We start from the raw sequence: 20,090 nt of genomic DNA, 5'->3' as shown, positions 1-20,090 counted from the left end.
CCGAACCTCCCGACGTGGAAATGCGGTTCCGTGCACAATGGCAGCGACTCCCGCAGACGGTGTGCGGGCGTGCACGATGAACCGGCGCGGCTACCCCTGCCGCGTTTCTTATGCTCGAAGCGACCCAACCGATGAAGATGAAAACGACACCGAATCGCCTGTTGACGATCGTCGCGCTGGCCGGCGCACTGAGCGGCGCTGCCCACGCGCAGACGGCGGCGACCGTCGCGACCGTCAACGGCACGCCGATCACGCAGGCCGACGTCGATACGCTGCTGCGCGCGTCCGGGCAGCCCGATTCGCCGCAGATCCGTCAGGCGATCAAGAATCAGCTGATCACGCGCGTGCTGGTTCAGCAGGCGGCCGAGAAGGCAAACTACGCGGACAAGCCCGAGGTCAAGGCGGCGATGCAGCAGGCGAAGGTGACGGCCGAGGTGCAGCTGTACCTGCGCGACAACGTGAAGCCGGAGCCGGTCACCGACGAGCAGGTCAAGGCGCGCTACGACGAACTCGTCGCGGCGCTCGGCAAGAACGAGTACAAGCCGCGCGTGATCGTCGTCAAGGATCCGGTGGCGGCGGCGACCGTGCTGAGCGAGCTGAAAGCGGGCAAGTCGTTCGACGGGCTGGCGCGCCAGTACAGCCTGGCGCCGAGCCGCGATACCGGCGGCGAGCTGCCGTGGGTGAGCTTCAACACGCCGGCCGCGGAAGGCAAGACGGCCGGGCTGCCGCTGCCGGTCGCGCAGGCGCTCGAGAAACTGCCGGTCGGCGCGGTGACGAAGGATTCGATTCCGGTCGATGGCGCGCGCGCGATCGTGAAGCTGGATGCGAAGCGGCCGACGCAGGTGCCGGGTTTCGAAACCGCGAAGCCGACGCTTCAGCAGCAGTTGCAGGCGATCGCGGCCGAGAAGGCGAGTGCGCAGATGATCGGCAATCTGCTGAGGGACGCGAAGATCACGCAGTAACGGTAATGCGGCGGTGTCGAATCGCCGCGCGTCACGCGCGCCAGATCATGTTCGCGCTGGTGTCGGTCTCCGACGCGACGCGGAAGCCGAGTCGTTCGTAGAGTCGCCGCGCCGGATTGCCGTGCAGCACGCTGAGCGACACCGGCACGTGCGCGCGTGCGGCGTTGGTCAGCAATGCGTGCAGCACGGCCTCGCCGATTCCGTGGCCCTGGCGCGCGGGAAGGATCTGGATCTGATGGACGTGCCATTCGCCGGCGTCGCGCGTCACCTTCAGCAGGCCGATCGCGTCGGCGCCTTCGCAGACGATCATCGCATCGTCGAAGTTCGTGCGGATGCGCCGGTCGTGCGCGTCATCGTCGGTCGGCGCGCCGACGCGCTGCAGGTGCTCGGTCATCGTCAGTCGACGGAGCGTCAGCAGGAACGGGAGATCTTCCTGGGAAGCAGCACGCAGATGGATCGCCGGTTTCATGAGTGATGAACGGTTGCGTCGGGCGCGAGGCCACGGCGTGGATCACAGGCCCGACAACGGAATCTGCAGGCCGGCCGGGCGATGTTCGAGGACATCGGTGACCTCGTATTCGGTTTTTGCGCCGTCCGAAGTTTGCCACTGTTGCATACGGACATTGCACAACAGCACGTCACCCTTGCTGAAACTGATCTGGCTGTTGTTCACGCGCGACAGGAAGCCGGCATCCGAGATCGTCGCGTGAATCGTCGACGTGCCGTCGTACAGTCGCCACTTGTTATCGTCCTTGAACGCGAGCGACACGATCGAGAACGCCATCTTGCGATGTTCGTCGAGCAGAAGCGCATCGGTTGGCTCCGGCGCGCGAAACCATGCGATCTCGTTGCGGGCGACCGTCTCGTACACCTCGGTGTCGGTGCCGGCCGCGAAAATCTCGATGCCTTCGCGCGCGAGCGGTGCCAGCACTTGCGCGGTGGCACGGCGAACGCGGACGTCGCGCAGCAGCGTGAGCACGGGCAGGTCGATTTCGAGTATGTCGCCGTCGACGTCCAGCACCGCGGTGTGGTCCTGCATCCGCACATGCGTGATTTCGCGTCCGCGCAGCCATTTGAGGACGGCGAACAGCCCCTTCCTCGCCTTGGGTGCGGCAATGCCGAGCGCGGTCAGGATCGTGACCGCATTGGCGAGCGCCGTGCCTTCGTTGCCGCTCAGCATGTCGCGCATGCGGCCGAGCAGCGACGTCGCGAGCGTGAAGTCGATGCCGAAGCTGCCGGTCTTGAAGCTGCCGCGCACGTTGACCTGCGGCCGAACCCGATCGCCGCATAGTGCGCGCGTCGACGCGTCGAGCAAATCGCCGAACGCCAGCAGCGCGGGCGCGAGTTCGCGCACGTCCATCTCGGACGAATCGAGCGTGGGCCCGTCGTACGTCACGCGAAATCGGCTCATCGCGTCGAAGGGGCCGATTTCGGCCGGGGCGGTACTGTTTCCATTGCGTGCTGTCATGTCGAGTGCTGGCAGGAGAGGGGGACGATACCCGAAACGAACGCTTCCGGATGCCCTTCATGTTGAACGCGAATGACTGTTTGCAGGCGATTTGGCCGTCTGGACAAGACGGTTTTTCGACAGGTCCCGATAGCGCCCGGCAAGCAACGAACTTGTCCGGTCCCGTGCATGCGGTGAACGCAGCGATGGCGCCGAGGAGGGCGCGGCGGGATCCGGATGCGAATCCATTTCCGGTTGCTGCGACCATGAATCAGTTGGAAGCGCTGTGCACGCAGATCGAGGCAATGCAACGCCAATTGAACGGTGAGCAATTCCTCGCCGTGCGGGAAAAAGGCTAGCCCCGAAAGAAGGGTCGCGCGATCGTGCGGCTCCCGGCGAGTTCGATCAATCGTACTCGACACGGGATGCGAAGGCCGGATAGTGCCGAGCCATGTCCTGCAGGCAGTTGCGCATCAGCCTCGCGTCGCGCGGAAAGCGGCGTTCGAATTCCGACCAGCCTTTCAGCCGAAGAATGAGCGGCATATCGACCAGCGCGGTAATGGCGTCCCGGAACGCATCCCAGTTTCTTCCATACCAATCCGGGAAACTCAACTGCTTCATCAGCCGTACGTGCAACTGTTCGGTCGATTCGATATCGTCGAGCTCGATTTCCACCCGCGTGTCGCGTGCCATCATGTTCTCCGACGGACCGGTCGCGAAACATTCAATTCATTTCGCGCGCCGTACCGAGCATCATAGCGCGCGCTTCCGGCGGCCGCGCAATCCGCTCCCGGACCGCCGGCGCCGCCAGGCACGTCGCGACGGCCTCGTACCCCGGCGCGCCGGGGTAAGGCGCCACGCGCGCAGGCGGGCTGTGATTGGCCGGGCACAACAGGATGGTTTCGTCGGGGCCGACCGCCGCGAGATCGAGGATCGCCGCCGAGCGCGTCAGCAGGAACAGCGGCCGCATGCCGGCGGCCGCGCATGCGCGCAGATGCGCGATCAACGCGCGTTGCGTGGCCTGATCAAGATCCTGTTCGATCATGTCGACGATCAGTACGCGCGGACCTGCCGCTTCGAGGCTGACGAGCAAGGCGGTCAGCGCCGCCGACGGCGCCGCGCCATTGCCGGCGAGCAACGCCGCGGTGCGGTCGACGCGCGACTTCAGTTCCGGATCGGCACGCAATGCATCGAATGCCGCGGCACAGTCGTCGTCCAGTCGATCGAGGCCGACGAACACGGTGCCCGGCAACGCATCGGCCAGCCGAAGCGCGAGCCGCGTCTTGCCGCTCCCGAGCGAACCGATGATGTAGTTCAACGGCCGGATATCGCGACACTCGAACCGTTCGCCGCCCCACGGCCACGGCAGGTCGAACGCGACGCCCGCGCTGCCAGGGTCGACCAGCCGGGTGAGTTCGCTGTCTGTCGGCATCCGTCCCCGTGCCAGGCCGGCACGCATCGCGCGCACGCTGTCGAGCTTGCCAACGAGATCCTGAATCCCGCGATCGAGCGCCGCTTCGTGAGCAGCCAGCGCGGCATCGAGACTGCGCGCGTCGCCGCCGAGCACGTTCGCTATCTGCGCGAGACCGAGGCCGAGCTTGCGCAGCGCCGCGATGTCGGCGGCGCGGGCGAGATCGTCCGGGCCGTACGCGCGGTATCCGGCCGGCGTCCGTTCGGGCATGACGAGGCCGTGCCGCTCGTATAGCCGTAGCGCCTTGATCGAGATGCCGAGCCGCGCGGCGGCGGCCGATGCGTTCAAGCGGAGTGTGTCCGTACCCATCCGTCACCTCTTTGCTGTCGATTCGTTGCGGTCAGCATAAAGGCAGTCCCAAGGGTCGGGTCAAGCGCGATCGCTCCAACGCTCAGTCGCCGGCCGCGAACTCGTCGCGCAGCGCGCGATACAACCGTCGATAGCGCGTGAGCCGGCCCGCCAGCAGATCGGCCGACGCGGGATCGGGCGCCACCGTCTCCGTGACGGGCGGCGCGACACAGACTTCTTCCAGGCTGTCGTGCGTCGCAGCCAGCCGTGCGAGCCGCGCGGCGCCAAGTGCCGCGCCGACCGCGCCATCCGCATGGCGCTGCATCGCGAGCCCGGTCGCATTCGCGCACAACCGCGCCCAGAACGCGCTTTTCGAGCCGCCGCCGATGAACGACACCGCGTCGAGCGTCGTGCCGGCCGCGCGTAGCGCGCCGTAGCCGTCGGCCATCGCGAACGCGACGCCTTCCATGACCGCATACGCGAGATCGTCCGCATCGTGTTCGTTCGACAGCCCGAAGAACACGCCGCGCGCATGCGCGTCGTTGTGCGGCGTACGCTCGCCGCCGAGATACGGCAGGAACAGCGGCGCGCGGGCCGGATCGGCGTGCTCGGCGCGGGCGGCCAGCACGCCGGGCGTCGTGCCGTGCGCGCGCGCGAGCCAGTCGAGGCTCGCGGCCGCCGACAGGATCACGCTCATCTGGTGCCAGCGCCCTTCCACGCAGTGGCAGAACGCGTGCACGGCCGCGTCCGGGTTCGGCGCGAAGCGGTCGTTGCCCGCGAACAGCACGCCCGACGTGCCGAGCGACAGGAAGCCGCTGCCGGCGCCCGTGACGCCCATGCCGATCGCGGACGCCGCGTTGTCGCCGGCGCCGCCGGCGATCGTCACGGGCCCGGCGATCCCCCATTCGCGCCGCAGCGTGTCGCGCAACTGCGCGGCGGCCGCGTTGCCTTCGACGAGGCGCGGCATCTGCGCGCGCGACAGCTCGGTCGCGGCAAGCATCCGGTCGGACCAGTCGCGGCGCGCGCAGTCGAGCCACAGCGTGCCCGACGCGTCGGACATATCGGACACGAATTCGCCAGACAGGCGCCAGATCAGGTAGTCCTTCGGCAGCAGCACCTTGTGCACCGCACGAAACACGGCCGGCTCGTATTTCGCGAGCCACAGCAGCTTCGGTGCGGTGAAGCCGGGCATCGCCATGTTGCCGGTGATCGCGCGCGATTCCGGCACCAGCGCCTCGAGTTCCACGCATTCGGTACCGGCGCGCGTGTCGTTCCACAGGATCGCGGGGCGCAGCACCTGGTCCGCGCGGTCGATCAGCGTCGCGCCGTGCATCTGCCCGGACAGCGCGATGCCGCGCAGCGCGGCGAAGCCGGCCGGATGCGCGGCGCGCACCGACGCGATCGCGTCGAGCATCGCGTGCCACCACGCCTGGGGGCTTTGTTCGGACCAGTGCGGACGCGGCCGGCTGATCGACAGGCTGGCCGAGCCGGTCGCGAGGGGGACCGATCGGGAATCGGTGAGCAGAACCTTGACCTCGGACGTGCCGAGATCGATGCCGAGATATGTCACGTATGAAGCATCCTGTCTGGGGCGCGCGGCGGCACGCGTCGCGGGGGCGGCGCGTCGTCGCGGCCGTGCGGTTCGTTGAGCCGGTGCAGCGCGCGGAACTTCGAGGGCGGCACCTGCTTCATCGCGAGAAACTGACGGTTGAAGTTCGACAGGTTGTTGAAGCCAACCCGGTAGCAGATGTCGGTCACCGTCAGGTCGGAAAACATCAGCAGCTCGCACGCCTCGTTGATGCGCAACCGGTTCAGGTAGCGCACGAACGACGAGCCGGTGTGACGCCGGAAAAACCGCGTGAAGGTGCTGACGCTCATGCCGGCGAACGCGGCGACGTCGGTTTCGCGCAGCATGCCGGGCAGGTTCTGCTGCAGGTACGACAGCACCTGGTTGATCGTCGACGACATGTAGTGCTGCGCGTCGCTGCGGTAGCCGGGCCCCGCGAGCACGCGCCGCTCGCGGCACGACGACAGCCGGTCGAACAGCGACATCAGGATCTCGACGCGCCGGCAGCCGTGCGCGTCAGCGAGTTCGAGCATCAGCGGCGCGACCTCGACGCCCACGCGGTCGGGAAACTGCACGCCGCGCGCCGCGTCGTCGATCAGGTCGATCACCGGCTGCAGCTCGCTGAACGCGCCGACCATCTTTTCGATCGCATCGCGCGAGAACTGCAGCACGACGTCGCGCGACGGTACGCGTTCGCCGTCGGCGAGCTCGCTGACCCAGTTGTGCGGCAGGTTCGGCCCGGTGACGATCAGGTTGCCGGGCGCGAAGTCGCCGATGTGGTCGCCGACGAACACCTTGCCGCGCGACGCCTGGATCAGGTGAATCTCGTACTCGGGATGGAAGTGCCACTTCGCGACCGAATGCGGATAGTCGTGGACCCACGCGCGGAACGATTCGTCGCGGTGGGTGGGAACGATCTCGAGATCCGGGTTCATCGTGTGCTCCGTCGGGGCGTGCCGGCGCGCTACGGACGGGACATCGACCAGCTCGTCGCGGCAGGCGGCGTGGCGCGCGTCGCGGCCGCCGGCGGCACCGCGTGCGCGATCGGGTTCGGGTCCGGCAGCGTGACGTTGCGCTCGGTGCCGGCGTCGAACAGATGCAGCGCTTCTTCGTCGAAGCGAAACGCTACCACGGCGCCCGGCGCCGGGGCCATCGGGGCCGGCACGAGGGCCGCGCACGGCTGGCCGCGCCAGTCCAGCGTGACGAGCGCCTCGGCGCCGAGCAACTCGACGAGCTCGACCGTACCGGTCAGCGCGAGCGTGCCCGGGGGCGGATCGCCTTCCGCGACGAGCCGCAGGTGATTCGGGCGGATCGCGGCCTTGACCTGCTGGCCGTGCTGCAGCCGCGCGAAGCGCGACGACGCGAGCGGCCAGCGCGCGCCGTTGCAGTCGACCCACACGTTCGCGCCGACCCGCTCGATCGTGCCGTCCGCGAAGTTCATCGCAGGCGTGCCGACGAACCCGGCCGCGAACACCGTGTGCGGCTGGCCGTACAGTTCGGCCGGCGTGCCGATCTGCTCGATGTGGCCGCCGCGCATCAGCACGACGCGATCGGCGAGCGTCATCGCTTCGAGCTGATCGTGCGTGACGTACAGCGTGGTCGTCTTCAGTTGCCGATGCAGCCGCTTGATGTCGCCGCGCAACTGCGTGCGCAGCTTCGCGTCGAGGTTGGACAGCGGCTCGTCGAACAGGAACACGGCCGGCGTCTTGATCATCGCGCGCGCGATCGCCGCGCGCTGCTGCTGGCCGCCCGACATCGCGCGCGGGCGGCGGTCGAGCAGCGCGTCGAGGCTCAGGGTGCGCGCGACGTCGCGCACGCGGCGGTCGATCTCGTCGGCCGGCACCTTCAGCCGCCGCAGGCCGAACGCGATGTTGTCGTACACCGTCATGTGCGGGTACAGCGCATAGTTCTGGAACACCATCGCGACATTGCGCTCGCGCGACGGCAGGTCGTTGACGACCGCGTCGCCGATCACGAGCTCGCCGCCGGTGATCGCCTCGAGGCCCGCGATCATCCGCAGCATCGTCGACTTGCCGCAGCCGGACGGGCCGAGCAGCACGATGAATTCGCCGTCGGCGATCTCGAGGTCGAGCGGATGCAGCACGGCGGGGCCGCCGTCGTAGTGCTTCGACAAACCTTTGCAGGTGATCTGGGCCATGGCTCAATCCATTTCGATCTGAATCTTGACGTCGCGCGGGTGGCCGCTCGCCGCTTCCTCGAACGCGCGCACGCCTTCGGAAAACGGGAACGTGCGCGAGATGAACGGCTTCACGTCGATCGCGCCGGACGCGATCAGCGCGAGCGCGCGCGGAAAGATGTTCGCGTAGCGGAACACCGATTCGATGCGGCCTTCCTTCGCCTGCAGCGCGACCACGTCGAGCGGCACCGGCGCGACCGGCATCCCGATCAGCACCGCGCAGCCGCCCGGGCACATCAGGCCGACGAGGCCCGCGTACGCGTTCGTGCTGCCGCTCGCCTCGAACACGACGTCCGCGCCCCAGCCGCCGGATGCCTCGGCCACCGCGTCGGCCAGCGGCCGCGTACGCACGTCGACGGTCGTGACGGCCGGGTTGTCGGCGAACAGCGCGAGCTTGTCCGGCACGACGTCGGCGAGGATCACGCGCGCGGCGCCGCCGGCGAGCGCGGCGAGCGCCGTCATCGCGCCGATCGTGCCCGCGCCGATCACGGCCGCGAGATCGCCCGGCTTCATCGCCGCCTTCTTCGCGGCCTGCAGGCCGATCGACAGCGGCTCGACGATCGCGCCTTCGGCGAACGACACGTTGTCGGGCAATCGGTACGTGAACGCGGCCGGATGCACGACGAACGGCGTCAGGCAGCCGTGGATGGGCGGCGTCGCCCAGAAGCGCACGTCGGGATCGAGGTTGTAGAGCCCGCGCAGCGTCGCGGGCGAATCGAGGCGCGGTACGCCGGGCTCCATGCACACGCGGTCGCCGACGCGCAGGTGCGTGACGGCGGCGCCGGTCTCGACGATGGTGCCGGACGCTTCGTGGCCGAGCACCATCGGCGCGTCGACGCGGAACGGGCCGATCCCGCCGTGCACGTAGTAATGCACGTCGCTGCCGCAGACGCCGACCGTATGCACCTTGATCCGGACGTCGCCGGGGCCGACCGCTTGCGGCAGGTCGATGTCGCGCAGCGCGAGTTCGCGCGTGCGCTCGAGGACGAGTGCTTTCAACGTGTTCTCCTTATTTTCCCTTGACGATCGAATTGAGCAGCCGGCTCAGCATGCCGACGAAGACGAGCGGCGGCAGCGCGAGCAGCACCGTCGACGCGTTGATCACGCCCCACGGTACTTCCTGCCCGAGCGACGTGAACGCGGACGCGACCACCGGCAGCGTCGCGCTGCGCGACGACGTGAGCGCGAGCGCGATCATCAGTTCGTTCCACACCAGCACGAAGCTGAACACGATGCCGCCGAGCAGCGTGCTCGCGCACACCGGCAGCGCGATGTGCCAGAACACCGCGTACGGGCCGTAGCCGTCGAGCGCGGCGGCTTCCTCGATCTCGCGCGGCAGCCGGCGGAACACGGGAATCGATAGCCACGTGATGGTCGACAGCGTGACGAGCAGGTACGTGACGATCATCGACAGCTTCGTGTCGTACAGCCCGAGATCGACCCAGATCGCGATCAGCGGCAGCGCGACCGCGACGGGCGGCAGGAAGCGCAGCGACAGCAGGAAGAACTGGATGTCGCGCTTGCCGCGCACCGGATAGCGCGCGATCGCATACGCGGCCGGCACGCCGAGCACCGCGCCGATCAGCACGGCCGCGCCGACGATCGCGATGCTGTTGCCGAGCCCGATCAGCACCTCGGGGCTCGACAACACCTGCTCGTAGTTTGCGAGCGTCGGCGTGAAGAAGAAGCGCGGCACGGGCGTGACGATGTCGAGCAGGTGCTTGAGCGAATTGAGCACGGCCCAGAACAGCGGGAACGCGGCGACGAGCAGGATCGCGCCGGCGATCGCGACGGTGGAAACATTGGCGGCACCGCGCCGGGCCATCAGTCGTCCCATTTGTTGACCCTCTTCCAGATGAGCGTGAACACGAGCGTGGTCGCGACCATCATCAGCACGGCCATGCCCGACGCATACGACACCTTGCCGGCGAGGCCGATGCCCTGCTGGTACGCGTAGAGATCGAGCGTCTCGGTCGCGATGCCCGGGCCGCCCTTCGTCATCACGTAGATCAGGTCGAACGAGCGCAGCGACTCGACCATCTTGATGAACACGAGGCTCACGAGCGGCGCCTTCAGCATCGGCAGCGCGATGTACGCATGCACCTGCCACGTCGTCGCGTAGTCGAGCCGCGCGGCTTCGAGTGGCTCGGGCGGCAGCGTCTCCAGCAGCTTCAGGATCACGACCGCGAAGAACAACCCCCACTGCCACACGTCGACGAGCGCGACCGCGTACAGCGCGAGATGCGGATCGGCGAGAAACGCGGTGTGTTCGACGCCGAGCGCGCCGAGCAGCCAGCTCAGGATGCCGGTGAGCGGCGCATACATGAACTTCCAGATGAACGCGGCCGACACGCGCGGCAGCAGCACCGGCATGATCAGCACCAGCGACGCGAAGCGGCGCCAGCGGCCGTGCACGCGCTCGAACAGGAACACCGCGAGCGCGATCCCGACCAGCACCGCGCCCGCGACCGTGACGACCTCCCACAGCACCGACACCTCGATCGCGTTCAGGAAGCGCCGGTCCGACGCGAGCCGCACGAAGTTGCGCAGGCCGACGAATTCGCTGTCCGGGTAGCGCAGCACGCGGTTGCGCAGCGCGAGGTTGATCGCGGCGATCGTCGGGACGAGGCTCAGGACCGCGAGCAGCGCGAGCGTCGGCGCGAGGAACACCCACGGCAGGCTCGTGCGGTCGCGGCGCGCGCGGCCGCGCCGGGTGGACGGTGCGGGAGAGGCCGGGCGGACGCCGAGCGCACGTCCGCCGGCGCCGTCATTTGCGAGCGCCATGTTCGAGCGCGTCCTTCGCGTACTGGTCCGCGTCGTCGAGCGTGCCGCGGATATCCGTCTGCGTGCCGGTAAACATCTGTTCGAGCGCGATGCCGAGGTTGTCGCCGATATCCGGCCACTGCGGCGTACGCCAGATCGTCACCTGCGTGACGGGATTCGTGTCGTTCAGCCCGGCCTGGATCTGCGGCGCGACGTGCTGCTTGAAGTACGGGCTGCCGATCGTGCTCGAGCGGTTGTAGTCGCTGAACACGCCGTTGCGCAGCCGCGCCTGTTCCTGATCCTTGCTGGTCGCCCATGCGATGAAGCGGCCGGCGGCCATCCGCGTGCAGTCGTCCTTCGCGCCGACCGCCGAGATCGCGAAGCCGTGGCCATACGCGGCCGACGGCAGCGGTGCGGGCGGCCGCGTGTAGCCGACCTTGCCGGCCACGCTCGACTTGCTCGTATCCTCCATCCAGTCCGCGAACGGCGTCGATTCGATCATGAACGCGACCTTGCCCGAGCGAAACGCTTCGAGCGCGTTGCTCCAGTCGTAGGTCGCCGAACCCGGCGGCGCGTACTTGAACAGGTCGCTGTAGAGCTGCGTGGCCTTCACCGCGCCCGGCGAATTGAACGCGGGCTGGCCGCCCTTGTCGGTCCATGTGCCACCCATGCCGAGCATGAACGGCGACCAGCGCCACACGTTCATCCCCGAGCCGCGCTGGCCGCGCGCGACCCAGCCGTACAGCTTCGGCGGCGCGTTGAGCTGCTTGATCGCGGCGACGAGCTGGTCGAGCGTCTTCGGCACCGGAATGTGCGCGGCGTCGAGCAGGTCACGGCGATAGAACAGGAAGTCGCCGCCGCCGATCAGCGGCGCGAAGTACGCGACGCCGTTGTAGCTCGCGACCGCGCGGCGGCCGGGCAGGAAGTCGTCGTAGTCGTAGTCCTTCGGGTAGTACTTGAGGAGCGGCACGATCCAGTTGGCCGACGCGAATTCGGCGACGTTCGCCTCGTCGACGTAGTAGATCTGGTAGGAACCCGCGCCAGTCGACGCGTCGAGCCGCGATTTCGCGCGGCGGTCGTTCTCGCCGAAATAGCTGATCTCGACCTTCGTGCCGTTCTTCTTTTCGTAGTCGGCCAGCGACTTTTCCATTACCGACAGGCCGAGGCTCTTCTGCGCGAGCACCCGAAGGGTCGGCACTTTGCAGGTTTGCGCGGCCACGATGCCCGGCAGACAGGCGCCGAGCAGCACGCCGGCTGCGACGATTCGCATCTTGTTCACCCGTGTCTCCTTGATTCTGCTTGTTCGAATGCCACCGATGGCGGCAGGAACAATGGTGTGACGCGGGCGAGGCGATCACCACATCAAAAGAGTTCGGGAACCGATACTTTTTGCTCAGGGTTGGTCGTGCGATGCACAAAATGTGGTGGTCGGGCGCAAACCGCGCGCGTCAGCGGCGAGGCTCGCGCGTTACGCCGCGAAGCGCTCGCCTTCGGGCGTCGGCACGAGATCGTCGGGCCACTGCACCTCGAACCGCGTGCCGCCCGCGCCGGTCGGCAGGCACAGCGCTTCGCCGCGATGGGCATGCGCGATCGCCGCGACGACGGCGAGCCCGAGGCCGGTGCCGCCGGGTTGCGACTCGTCGACGCGCCGGAACGCCTGGAACACGTGCGGCGCGAACTCGGCCGGGATGCCGGGGCCGTCGTCCTCGACGCGCAGCCGGCACATGCCGTCTTCGATGCGCGTCTGGATCCGGATCGCGCCGGGCGCCGCATGGCGGCGCGCGTTCTCCAGCAGTGCGAGCAACGCCTGGCGGATGCGGACCGGGTCGCAGCGCATGCGCCGCGGGTCGAGATCGAGTTCCGGATGCTGGCCGGCGGCCTGCAGCGCGTGCGCGAACACGTCGACCACCGCGCGCACGTCGGCGGCGAGATCGGTGTCGCGGATCTCGATGCTCAGGTGGCCGCTGTCGGCGAGGCTGACCACGCGCAGATCCTCGATCAGACGCGTCAGCCCTTCGACCTGTGCGAGCAGGCTGCGGTACAGCGCGTCGCTCGGCGTGAACACGCCTTCGGCGAGCCCCTGCAAGCGGCCGCGCAGCACGGTCACCGGCGTGCGCAGTTCGTGCGCGATCGCCGCGTTCCAGAAGGTTTGCTCGTCGGTCACGCGCTGCAGCTCGCTCGCGAGCGCGTTGAAGTTGTCGGCGAGGAGCGCTGCCTCCTTCAACGAACGGTCGCCGGCGACCGCGCGCGCGCCGAGATCGCCGCGCGCGACGCGGCGGATGCTGTCCGTCACCGAATTCAGCGGCACGAGGATGCGGCGCGACAGGTTGATCGCGACGATGACCGCGATCAGCAGGCCGACCAGTGTGGTCGAGGTGATCCACACCCACTCCGGCCCGCTCGGGAGCCAGCTTTCCGGCTTGAACGACTCCGGCGAGTACTGGTACAGCAGGTAGTAGAACGCGTAGGCCGTCACGACGATCAGCACCGTGACGCCGAAGGCGATCGCGCCCATCGTCAGCGCGATCTGGCGGCTCAGGCCGTCTAGTCTCACTCGCCGCTCCACAGTTTGTAGCCGACGCCGCGCACGCTGGCCGGCACGCCCGCGACGCCGAGATCGTCGAGTTTCTTGCGCAGCTTGCTGACGTGGCTGTCGACCGTGCGCTCCAGCGCATCGCCTTCCGGCAGGCAGGTCGCCATCAGCTCGGCGCGGCTGAACACGCGGCGCGGCGCGCGCGCGAGTTGCGCGAGCAGCTTGAATTCGGTGAGCGTCAGCACGAGCGTGTGGCGCGCGCCGTCGACTTCGACCGTCGCTTCGTGGTGCTCGAGATCGATCTCGAACGGCGCGGCGCGCAGCACGCGCTGCTCTTCCTGGCGCGAGCCGGCCATCGACCGGCGCAGCACCGCCTGCGCGCGCGCGACGACTTCGGCGGGGTTGAACGGCTTGACCACGTAGTCGTCGGCGCCGATGCGCAGCCCGGTCAGCTTGTCGATGTCCTGGTCGAGCGCGGTCAGCATGATGACGGGCGTGTCGCCGCGGTGGCGGATCTCGGCGAGCACCTTCCAGCCGTCGACGTGCGGCATCTGCACGTCGAGCAACACGAGGTCCGGCTTCAGCGACAGGTGGAGTTCGAGCGCGCGGCGGCCGTCGGCGGCGTGCACGGTGCGCAGGCCGTTGCGCGCGAAATAGGCGGTCAGGATCTCGGCGATCTCGGGTTCGTCCTCGGCGATGAGGATGAGCGCTTGCGCGCCTTGGCCGGCGCCGGGAGATGAGGGAAATTCGGGCATGGCCACTCGTTCGGATTCAGCGGGGTTCCATCGAATCGCCATACTACCGTACGGCTCTGGCGGTCGAATGGAGACGGGCGGCCACGCCCCGGCGAGACGCCGCGCCAGGGCGGCGCGTACCGTCAGTGCCCGACTTCCTTCAGCAGCGCGGCGGCCGCGAGCTTGCCGATGCCGTTCGACGCGAGCGGGCTGTCGCCCGTGATCAGTTTGCGGTCCTGATGGCAGCGGCCGGTCATGTCCTTGTTCAGCACGCGCGCGCCGAGCTTTTCGAGGCTCTGCGCGACGAGCCACGGCAGCGGGCCCGGCATGTAGCCGATGTCGAGATTCGGCCCCGTGTCGAGCGCATCCGGAAACACGCAGAGCTCGTAGTCCTTGAACGGGTAGTCCTCAGGATCTTCGTCGACGGCGGCCGACAGCAGGCATGCGGGCCCGTGACACAGCGTGATGATGTGCCGGTCCTGGTCGAGCGCCCAGCGCAGCGTGCGCTTGACGTCCTTGCTGTGCGGAATGCCGGCAAGCACGCCGTGGCCGCCGGGAATGAACACCGCGATATACGGCGAATCGGCGCCGGGATGCTGGTCGAGCACGTCGGACAGCTTGAGCGGCGTCTTCAGCTTCGGCAGGTACTTGCGGTAGGTGCTCTGCACGGCCTCGTCATCGCTCGGCATCGCCCAGAGTTCGAGCTTGGCCGGATTGCCCGACAGCGTCGCGATGTCGATCTCGAAGCCGGCCTTGTCCATGTGGTGCATCGGCAGCAGCATCTCGACCGGATGGTTGCCGGTCGAGAACATCTTGCCGTTCGTCATCAGGATGTAGCGCTCGTCGGTCGCGATCATCAGGACCTTCCACTTGCCGCCGGTGTACGGATTCGGGTAATCGGCGCCGTCGAAGTCGGTCTTCGACGACGTGTACTGCGACAGCGAATACGGCGACGGGAAATACGCGTTGTTCTCCGCCGGGTCGGCGGCGGGCGTGCGGTCCGTCTGCGTCGTGTCGGAAGTCATGGCTGCTCCTTGCTCGGGGGATGGGTTCGGATGGGGCGGGCGTGGCCGGTGGGCGTCTGCGTGAGTCGTCGCGGCGATTCCGCGGCGGCGACCTGGCGTTCCGGTCATGTCCCGGTCGTGCGGACGGGTATCTCGCAGGGACGATGCGTGTTGCGATGAATCCTACAACGCCGTTCCGCGGCGAACGCCTCCCCGAACGGGTGGGTATCCCGTACCCATCGCCGTGATACGCGTCCGGACGGCTCGCCGCCGCTTTCGACAGAGACTCGCTCCCCCCGGACAGGGGGGACGCGAAAGCCGGCCGGTCCGGTATCGTGGCCGCACGCTCGACGACCCGACCAGTCGCCCATGGAGACTTTCATGCATTCGTCATACCCGTACCCGCAAGACGAACCGGCGCCGTCCGGCCATGCGTATCCGCTGCTGATCAAGCAGTTGCTTCATGCGCCGCTGGCGACGCGGCCCGAGCAGGAGATCGTGTACGGCGACCGGGTTCGGCACGATTACTGGACGTTCCGGCATCGCATCGGGCAACTCGCGAGCGGACTGTCGTCGATCGGTGTCGGCGCGGGCGACGTCGTCGCCGTGCTGGACTGGGACAGCCATCGCTACCTGGAGTGCTACCACGCGATTCCGATGATGGGTGCGGTGCTGATGACCGCCAATGTCCGGCTGTCGCCCGACCAGTTGCTGTATACGCTCAACCATTCGGGCGCATGCATCGTGCTGGTTCACCGCGACTTCCTGCCGTTGTGGGCGGGCATGCGCGACCGGCTCGACACCGTGCGGCACGTCGTGCTGATCGCCGACGGTGACGAAGCCGGTTTGCCGGACGGTTTCACCGACGAATACGAGGCGCTCGTCGCGGCCGGTTCGCCCGATTTCGCGTTCCCCGATTTCGACGAGCAGACCCTCGCGACGACGTTCTACACGACCGGCACCACCGGCCTGCCGAAGGCGGTGGCGTTCACCCATCGGCAGCTCGTGCTGCACACGCTCGCGGGCATGGCGGCGTTGTCGAGCGCGCGCGATCGCGGCCGCGTGCATCGCGACGACGTCTACATGCCGATCACGCCGATGTTCCATGTGCACGCATGGGGAATGCCGTACATCGCGACCGCGCTCGGGCTCAAGCAGGTCTATCCGGGCCGTTATTCGCCGGACGGATTGGTCGCGCTGATTGCGCGCGAAGCGGTGACGTTCTCGCATTGCGTGCCGACGCTGCTCGCGATGATTCTCGACAGCCCGGCGTCGGCGGCGGCCGACCTGTCGGCGTGGAAGGTGATCGTCGGCGGCTCGCCGCTGTCCGACGGCCTGGCGCGGGCGGCGCTCGCGTGCGGGATCGAGGTCTACACCGGGTACGGGATGTCGGAAACCTGCCCGCTGATGACCATCGCGCAGATCGACCCGCCGCGCGCGGCCGGCGGCGCATCGGCCGACGACGACATCGCGCGCCGGACCAAGGCGGGGCTGCCGTTGCCGCTCGTCGACCTGCGCATCGTCGATGCGCAGTTTCGCGACGTGCCGCACGACGGCCGGTCGGCGGGCGAGGTCGTCGTGCGGATGCCGTGGGCGACGCAAGGCTATCTCGGCGATGCGTCGGCGTCGGCGGCGCTGTGGGCCGGCGGCTATCTGCATACGAACGACATCGGCGTGATCGATCCCGACGGCCGGCTGCAGATCACCGACCGCATCAAGGACGTGATCAAGACGGGCGGCGAATGGGTCTCGTCGCTCGAACTCGAGAGCATCCTGTCGCGTCATCCGGCCGTGCGCGAATCGGCGGTGATCGGCGTGAAGGATGCACGCTGGGGCGAGCGTCCGCTCGCGCTAGTCGTGCTGACCGACGAACAGGCTGGCCGCGTCGAGCCGGAGGAATTGAAAGCGCATGTGAAGCAAGTGGCCGACCGCGGGCTGATCTCGCGCTATGCGGTGCCGGAACGGCTGCTGATCGTCGACGCGATCGAGAAGACGAGCGTCGGGAAGATCAACAAGCGCGCGTTGCGCGAGCGCTACCAGCCCGACTGACGAGTGCCCGGCAGCCCAGACGCCGAGGGCCAGGGCCACGCGGCTCCCCGCCCGGGGTAACCCCCCGAATGGGGGGCTGAACATCGCGCGCCGGTTCGAGAACAATGCGGGTCCCGTGTCGCGGACCGATACGCGCTGTGCGCGCCCACGCCGGTACGGACATCACCTACTTTTGACGGCCGGCGTCGAATCGTTATGCTGTTTTCGGCGCACGGCGAGACCGGGCCCGGTCGGCGGCTTCGCCGGCGGGCCGGCGGGCCGGCGGACACGCGATCAGCGCGAGGAGAACACGAACAGCATGGCGCCGATGGACAGCAGACAACCGGTTCGCCCGCCGGACCCCGATGCGATCGAAGTGCTGGTGCGCACCAAGCTGGCGCCGGCGTCGGCCCGCGGCATCGTGGCGCGCATCGCGCGGCTCGGCCGGCTCAGGCGCGGCCTCGACCGCCGGCTGACGCTCGTGAGCGCGCCGGCCGGTTACGGCAAGACCACGCTGCTGGCCGAGTGGCGCCATGCGCTGGTGGCGTCGGGCGTGAAGGTCGCGTGGGTGAGTCTCGACCAGGACGACGACAACGCGTCGATCTTCGCGTCCTACGTGGTCGCCGCGATCGCCGACACGACCGGCGGTGTCGGCGCCCGCGCGCAGCAGTTGTTGCGCGATCGCGCGCTGATTCCGCTGAAGACCGTATTCGACGAACTGCTCAACGAACTGGACAGCGCGGGCGTCGAACTGTTCCTGATGCTCGACGACTTCGATCGCCTCGCGTCGCCGGTCATCCACGACGCGATGTTCGATCTGCTGCGCTACGCGCCGTCGAACCTGCATGTCGTGCTGTCGTGCCGCTCGGCGCCCGCGTTGCCGCTCAGCTATTTCGAATCGCGCGACGAACTCGTGCGGGTGGACGAGAACGACCTGCGTTTCGACGACGCGGAGACGCGCGCGTTCTTCGAGCGGGTGGCCGGCAAGCCGCTCAATGCGGACAACGTCGGGCGTCTGCGCGCGGCGACCGAAGGCTGGGTGTCGGGCCTGCAACTGGCGGCCCTGGCGCTGCACGACGACAGCGACGCGGCGCGCGTGGCCGAGCAGGTCAGCCACGCGCGTGCCGGCATCGCCGCGTACCTGAACGAGAACGTGATGACGCAGGTGCCGGACGCGATCCGCCACTTCCTGCTGCATACGGCGGTGCTCGACCGGATGACGCCGGCGCTGTGCGATGCGCTGACCGGCCGCGACGATGCGCTCGACTGCCTCGAATGGCTAACCGCGCACAACCTCTTCATCCGGTCGATCGACGGCGACCGCCGGCGCTACCGCTATCACGCGCTGTTCCTGCAATACCTGCGGGAGGAGCTGGCGCTGCGCGAGCCCGGCGCGGTGGCCACGCTGCATCGCCGTGCGAGCGCGTGGTATGCGGCCGAGCGGCAATGGCCGGACGCCGTCAGGCACGCGCTCGCGGCCGGCGACTTCGATGCGGCCGCCAGCTGGGTCGAGGCGTGCGCGATGAAGCTCATCGCGTCGAGCGACGTGCGTACCGTGCTCGACTGGGTGTCGCGCCTGCCCGCGCAGGCGCTGACGGGCCGCCTGCGGTTGCGGATCGCGCATACGTGGGCGCTCGCGCTGTCGATGCAGATTGTCGATGCGCGCCGTGCGCTGGAAGCGCTGGAAGCCGACATCGCGGCCGGGCGGCTCGATACCGACACGGTTACGGCGACCGAACTGCTGGCCGTCCGCTCGCTGATCGCCGGGCTGTCGGATCACAGCATCGAATCGCTGCAGCTCGGCGAGCGCGTGCTCGCGGCCGCGCCGCCGGCCGGTTCGTGGGTCGAGCAGATCGGGCAGACGACGCTGATCTTCGGGCTCGGCTACGCGGGCCGCCTCGGCGACGTGCGGGATCTCGGCGCGCGCGCGGAACACGCGGCGTCGGGGCACGAGCCGCTTTACGCGAACGTGTACCGCCAGAACATGTCGGGCCTGGCCGAGTTCGTCGCCGGACGGCTGCACGACGCGTCGAAGACGTTCGAGACGGCGTTGCGCGCCGCCGAACGCTCGGCGGGTCGCCTGTCGGCGGCGACGGCGCTGTCGGCCGGCTATCTGTCGGCGATCTACTACGAATGGAACGACTGGGCGAAGGTGCGCGACGCGCAGGCCGACCGCTTCGACATCGCGATGCAGGCCTGTTCGCTCGGGCCGTTGCTGAGGTTCATGCAGACCGCCGCCCTGCTGCAATTCCGGTCGGGGAACGACGCGGTTGCGCACGACATGCTCGACGAAGCCGATCGCATCGCGTGCAGCCGGCAATGGCTGCGGCTGCGCGTCGCGTGCATGGCGACCGGTATCCGGCTGCATCTGGACGCTGGCCAGCCGACGCAAGCCCACCGTGTGGGGCGCGCGCTGGCGTCGCTGGTGTCGCCCGTGCCGCCGGACGAAGCGTCGAGCCACGTCGAGACGTGGCAGATGGCGCAATCCGCGCAGGCAAGGCTGCTGCTCGCCGATGCACGCGCGAACGAAGCCGCGCAGCGCATGGCGACCGTGCACGCGGTGCTGGCCGCGCGCGGGTTCGACTGGTTCGCGGCGCAGGCCGCCGTGTTGCATGCGATCGCGCTCGACCACGCGGGCGACGAGAGCGCGGCGCTCGCGGCGTTCGCGCGTGCGCTCGAATACGGCCAGGGCAACGGACTCGTCCGTACCTTCGTCGACGAAGGCGCGGCGGCCGAGCGCTTGCTGGCGCGCATGCAGAAGCGTGCCGACCGCTTTCCGGCAGTGGGCGCGTGGTATCTGCGCGACCTGGCCCGTGCGTTCGACGCGCAGCGGGCGTCGGGCGGGGCACCGGCCACGCGGCCGGGTGCGACCGGCAACCTCAGCGCGCGGGAGCTCGAGATCCTCGACTACGTCGCGCGTGGCCTGTCGAACAAGGAAATCGCCCGCGCGCTGCGCGTCGCGCCGGAGACGATCAAGTGGCACCTGAAGAACATCTTTGAGAAGCTCAACGTGACGTCGCGCATCCAGGCGGTGCGCAGCGGGCTGGCGCTCGATCCGTCACGAGTGCGGCGCGACGACGAATGACGCGCTGCCGC

General features: G+C 68.6%; 18 protein-coding genes. 4 read left to right on the top strand and 14 right to left on the bottom strand.

Annotated elements, in window-relative coordinates; translation table 11 throughout:
- Positions 1 to 131: 131 nt before the first annotated feature.
- Entirely contained in the window at positions 132 to 962 is an 831-nt protein-coding gene (locus HWX76_RS29555) for a peptidyl-prolyl cis-trans isomerase (protein WP_176016748.1), read from the top strand.
- Between the two features lie 31 nt (positions 963 to 993).
- Here the strand turns inward: HWX76_RS29555 and HWX76_RS29550 are convergent, their stop codons facing one another.
- Together HWX76_RS29550 and HWX76_RS29545 are read right to left on the bottom strand one after the other, a co-directional pair.
- Positions 994 to 1,431 (bottom strand): GNAT family N-acetyltransferase, encoded by a 438-nt coding sequence (locus tag HWX76_RS29550; RefSeq protein WP_089489961.1) that lies wholly within the window; start codon positions 1,429 to 1,431, stop codon positions 994 to 996.
- Between the two features lie 42 nt (positions 1,432 to 1,473).
- Entirely contained in the window at positions 1,474 to 2,430 is a 957-nt protein-coding gene (locus HWX76_RS29545; RefSeq protein ID WP_176016747.1) for a hypothetical protein, read from the bottom strand.
- A gap of 59 nt (positions 2,431 to 2,489) precedes the next feature.
- On the opposite strand from HWX76_RS29545, the gene HWX76_RS29540 reads away from it, so the two are divergent.
- Positions 2,490 to 2,768, top strand: coding sequence for a hypothetical protein (locus tag HWX76_RS29540; RefSeq protein WP_176016746.1), 279 nt, complete (start codon positions 2,490 to 2,492; stop codon positions 2,766 to 2,768).
- Between the two features lie 46 nt (positions 2,769 to 2,814).
- Here the strand turns inward: HWX76_RS29540 and HWX76_RS29535 are convergent, their stop codons facing one another.
- The 12 genes from HWX76_RS29535 to hchA form a co-directional block, all read right to left on the bottom strand.
- Positions 2,815 to 3,102, bottom strand: coding sequence for a barstar family protein (locus tag HWX76_RS29535; RefSeq protein WP_124654272.1), 288 nt, complete (start codon positions 3,100 to 3,102; stop codon positions 2,815 to 2,817).
- A 31-nt stretch (positions 3,103 to 3,133) separates the two neighbouring features.
- The gene (locus HWX76_RS29530; protein ID WP_176016745.1) at positions 3,134 to 4,189 is read right to left on the bottom strand and encodes a MerR family transcriptional regulator; all 1,056 of its coding nucleotides are present in this window, start codon (positions 4,187 to 4,189) and stop codon (positions 3,134 to 3,136) included.
- Positions 4,190 to 4,271: 82 nt separating this feature from the next.
- The gene (xylB, locus tag HWX76_RS29525; protein WP_176016744.1) at positions 4,272 to 5,738 is read right to left on the bottom strand and encodes a xylulokinase; all 1,467 of its coding nucleotides are present in this window, start codon (positions 5,736 to 5,738) and stop codon (positions 4,272 to 4,274) included.
- Positions 5,735 to 6,670 (bottom strand): AraC family transcriptional regulator, encoded by a 936-nt coding sequence (locus HWX76_RS29520; protein WP_176016743.1) that lies wholly within the window; start codon positions 6,668 to 6,670, stop codon positions 5,735 to 5,737. Before HWX76_RS29520 ends, xylB begins: the two co-directional genes overlap by 4 nt.
- Positions 6,671 to 6,699: 29 nt before the next feature.
- A complete protein-coding gene (gene ugpC, locus HWX76_RS29515; RefSeq protein ID WP_124631466.1) occupies positions 6,700 to 7,893 on the bottom strand; it encodes a sn-glycerol-3-phosphate ABC transporter ATP-binding protein UgpC in 1,194 nt (397 codons plus the stop codon).
- 3 nt (positions 7,894 to 7,896) lie between these two features.
- Complete coding sequence (locus HWX76_RS29510; RefSeq protein ID WP_176016742.1) at positions 7,897 to 8,931, bottom strand: NAD(P)-dependent alcohol dehydrogenase; 1,035 nt, start codon at positions 8,929 to 8,931, stop codon at positions 7,897 to 7,899.
- A 10-nt stretch (positions 8,932 to 8,941) separates the two neighbouring features.
- Positions 8,942 to 9,769 carry a carbohydrate ABC transporter permease gene (locus tag HWX76_RS29505; protein WP_089437418.1) on the bottom strand — a complete coding sequence of 276 codons (828 nt, stop codon included), beginning with the start codon at positions 9,767 to 9,769 and terminating at the stop codon, positions 8,942 to 8,944.
- Positions 9,757 to 10,716, bottom strand: a complete 960-nt coding sequence (locus HWX76_RS29500) for a sugar ABC transporter permease (RefSeq protein ID WP_239468949.1) — start codon at positions 10,714 to 10,716, stop codon at positions 9,757 to 9,759. Before HWX76_RS29500 ends, HWX76_RS29505 begins: the two co-directional genes overlap by 13 nt.
- Positions 10,700 to 11,974 carry a sugar ABC transporter substrate-binding protein gene (locus HWX76_RS29495; RefSeq protein WP_124639220.1) on the bottom strand — a complete coding sequence of 425 codons (1,275 nt, stop codon included), beginning with the start codon at positions 11,972 to 11,974 and terminating at the stop codon, positions 10,700 to 10,702. Before HWX76_RS29495 ends, HWX76_RS29500 begins: the two co-directional genes overlap by 17 nt.
- A 189-nt stretch (positions 11,975 to 12,163) precedes the next feature.
- Positions 12,164 to 13,249, bottom strand: a complete 1,086-nt coding sequence (locus HWX76_RS29490; protein ID WP_089489966.1) for an ATP-binding protein — start codon at positions 13,247 to 13,249, stop codon at positions 12,164 to 12,166.
- A complete protein-coding gene (locus tag HWX76_RS29485; protein WP_050017144.1) occupies positions 13,246 to 13,983 on the bottom strand; it encodes a response regulator in 738 nt (245 codons plus the stop codon). The genes HWX76_RS29490 and HWX76_RS29485 overlap by 4 nt, the downstream gene beginning before the upstream one ends.
- 122 nt (positions 13,984 to 14,105) lie before the next feature.
- On the bottom strand, positions 14,106 to 14,987 hold the full coding sequence (hchA, locus tag HWX76_RS29480) for a glyoxalase III HchA (protein ID WP_011548634.1): 882 nt from the start codon (positions 14,985 to 14,987) through the stop codon (positions 14,106 to 14,108).
- 360 nt (positions 14,988 to 15,347) lie between these two features.
- On the opposite strand from hchA, the gene HWX76_RS29475 reads away from it, so the two are divergent.
- A complete protein-coding gene (locus HWX76_RS29475) occupies positions 15,348 to 17,015 on the top strand; it encodes a fatty acid--CoA ligase (RefSeq protein WP_176016741.1) in 1,668 nt (555 codons plus the stop codon).
- A 298-nt stretch (positions 17,016 to 17,313) separates the two neighbouring features.
- Positions 17,314 to 20,079 carry a LuxR C-terminal-related transcriptional regulator gene (locus tag HWX76_RS29470; protein ID WP_176016740.1) on the top strand — a complete coding sequence of 922 codons (2,766 nt, stop codon included), beginning with the start codon at positions 17,314 to 17,316 and terminating at the stop codon, positions 20,077 to 20,079.
- Positions 20,080 to 20,090 lie beyond the last annotated feature (11 nt).

This window comes from Burkholderia sp. BCC0398 (genome assembly GCF_902833245.1).
Lineage (GTDB): Bacteria > Pseudomonadota > Gammaproteobacteria > Burkholderiales > Burkholderiaceae > Burkholderia > Burkholderia sola.
The sequence above is the reverse complement of the archived record's forward strand: the minus strand, read 5'-3'. Positions and strand labels throughout refer to the sequence as shown.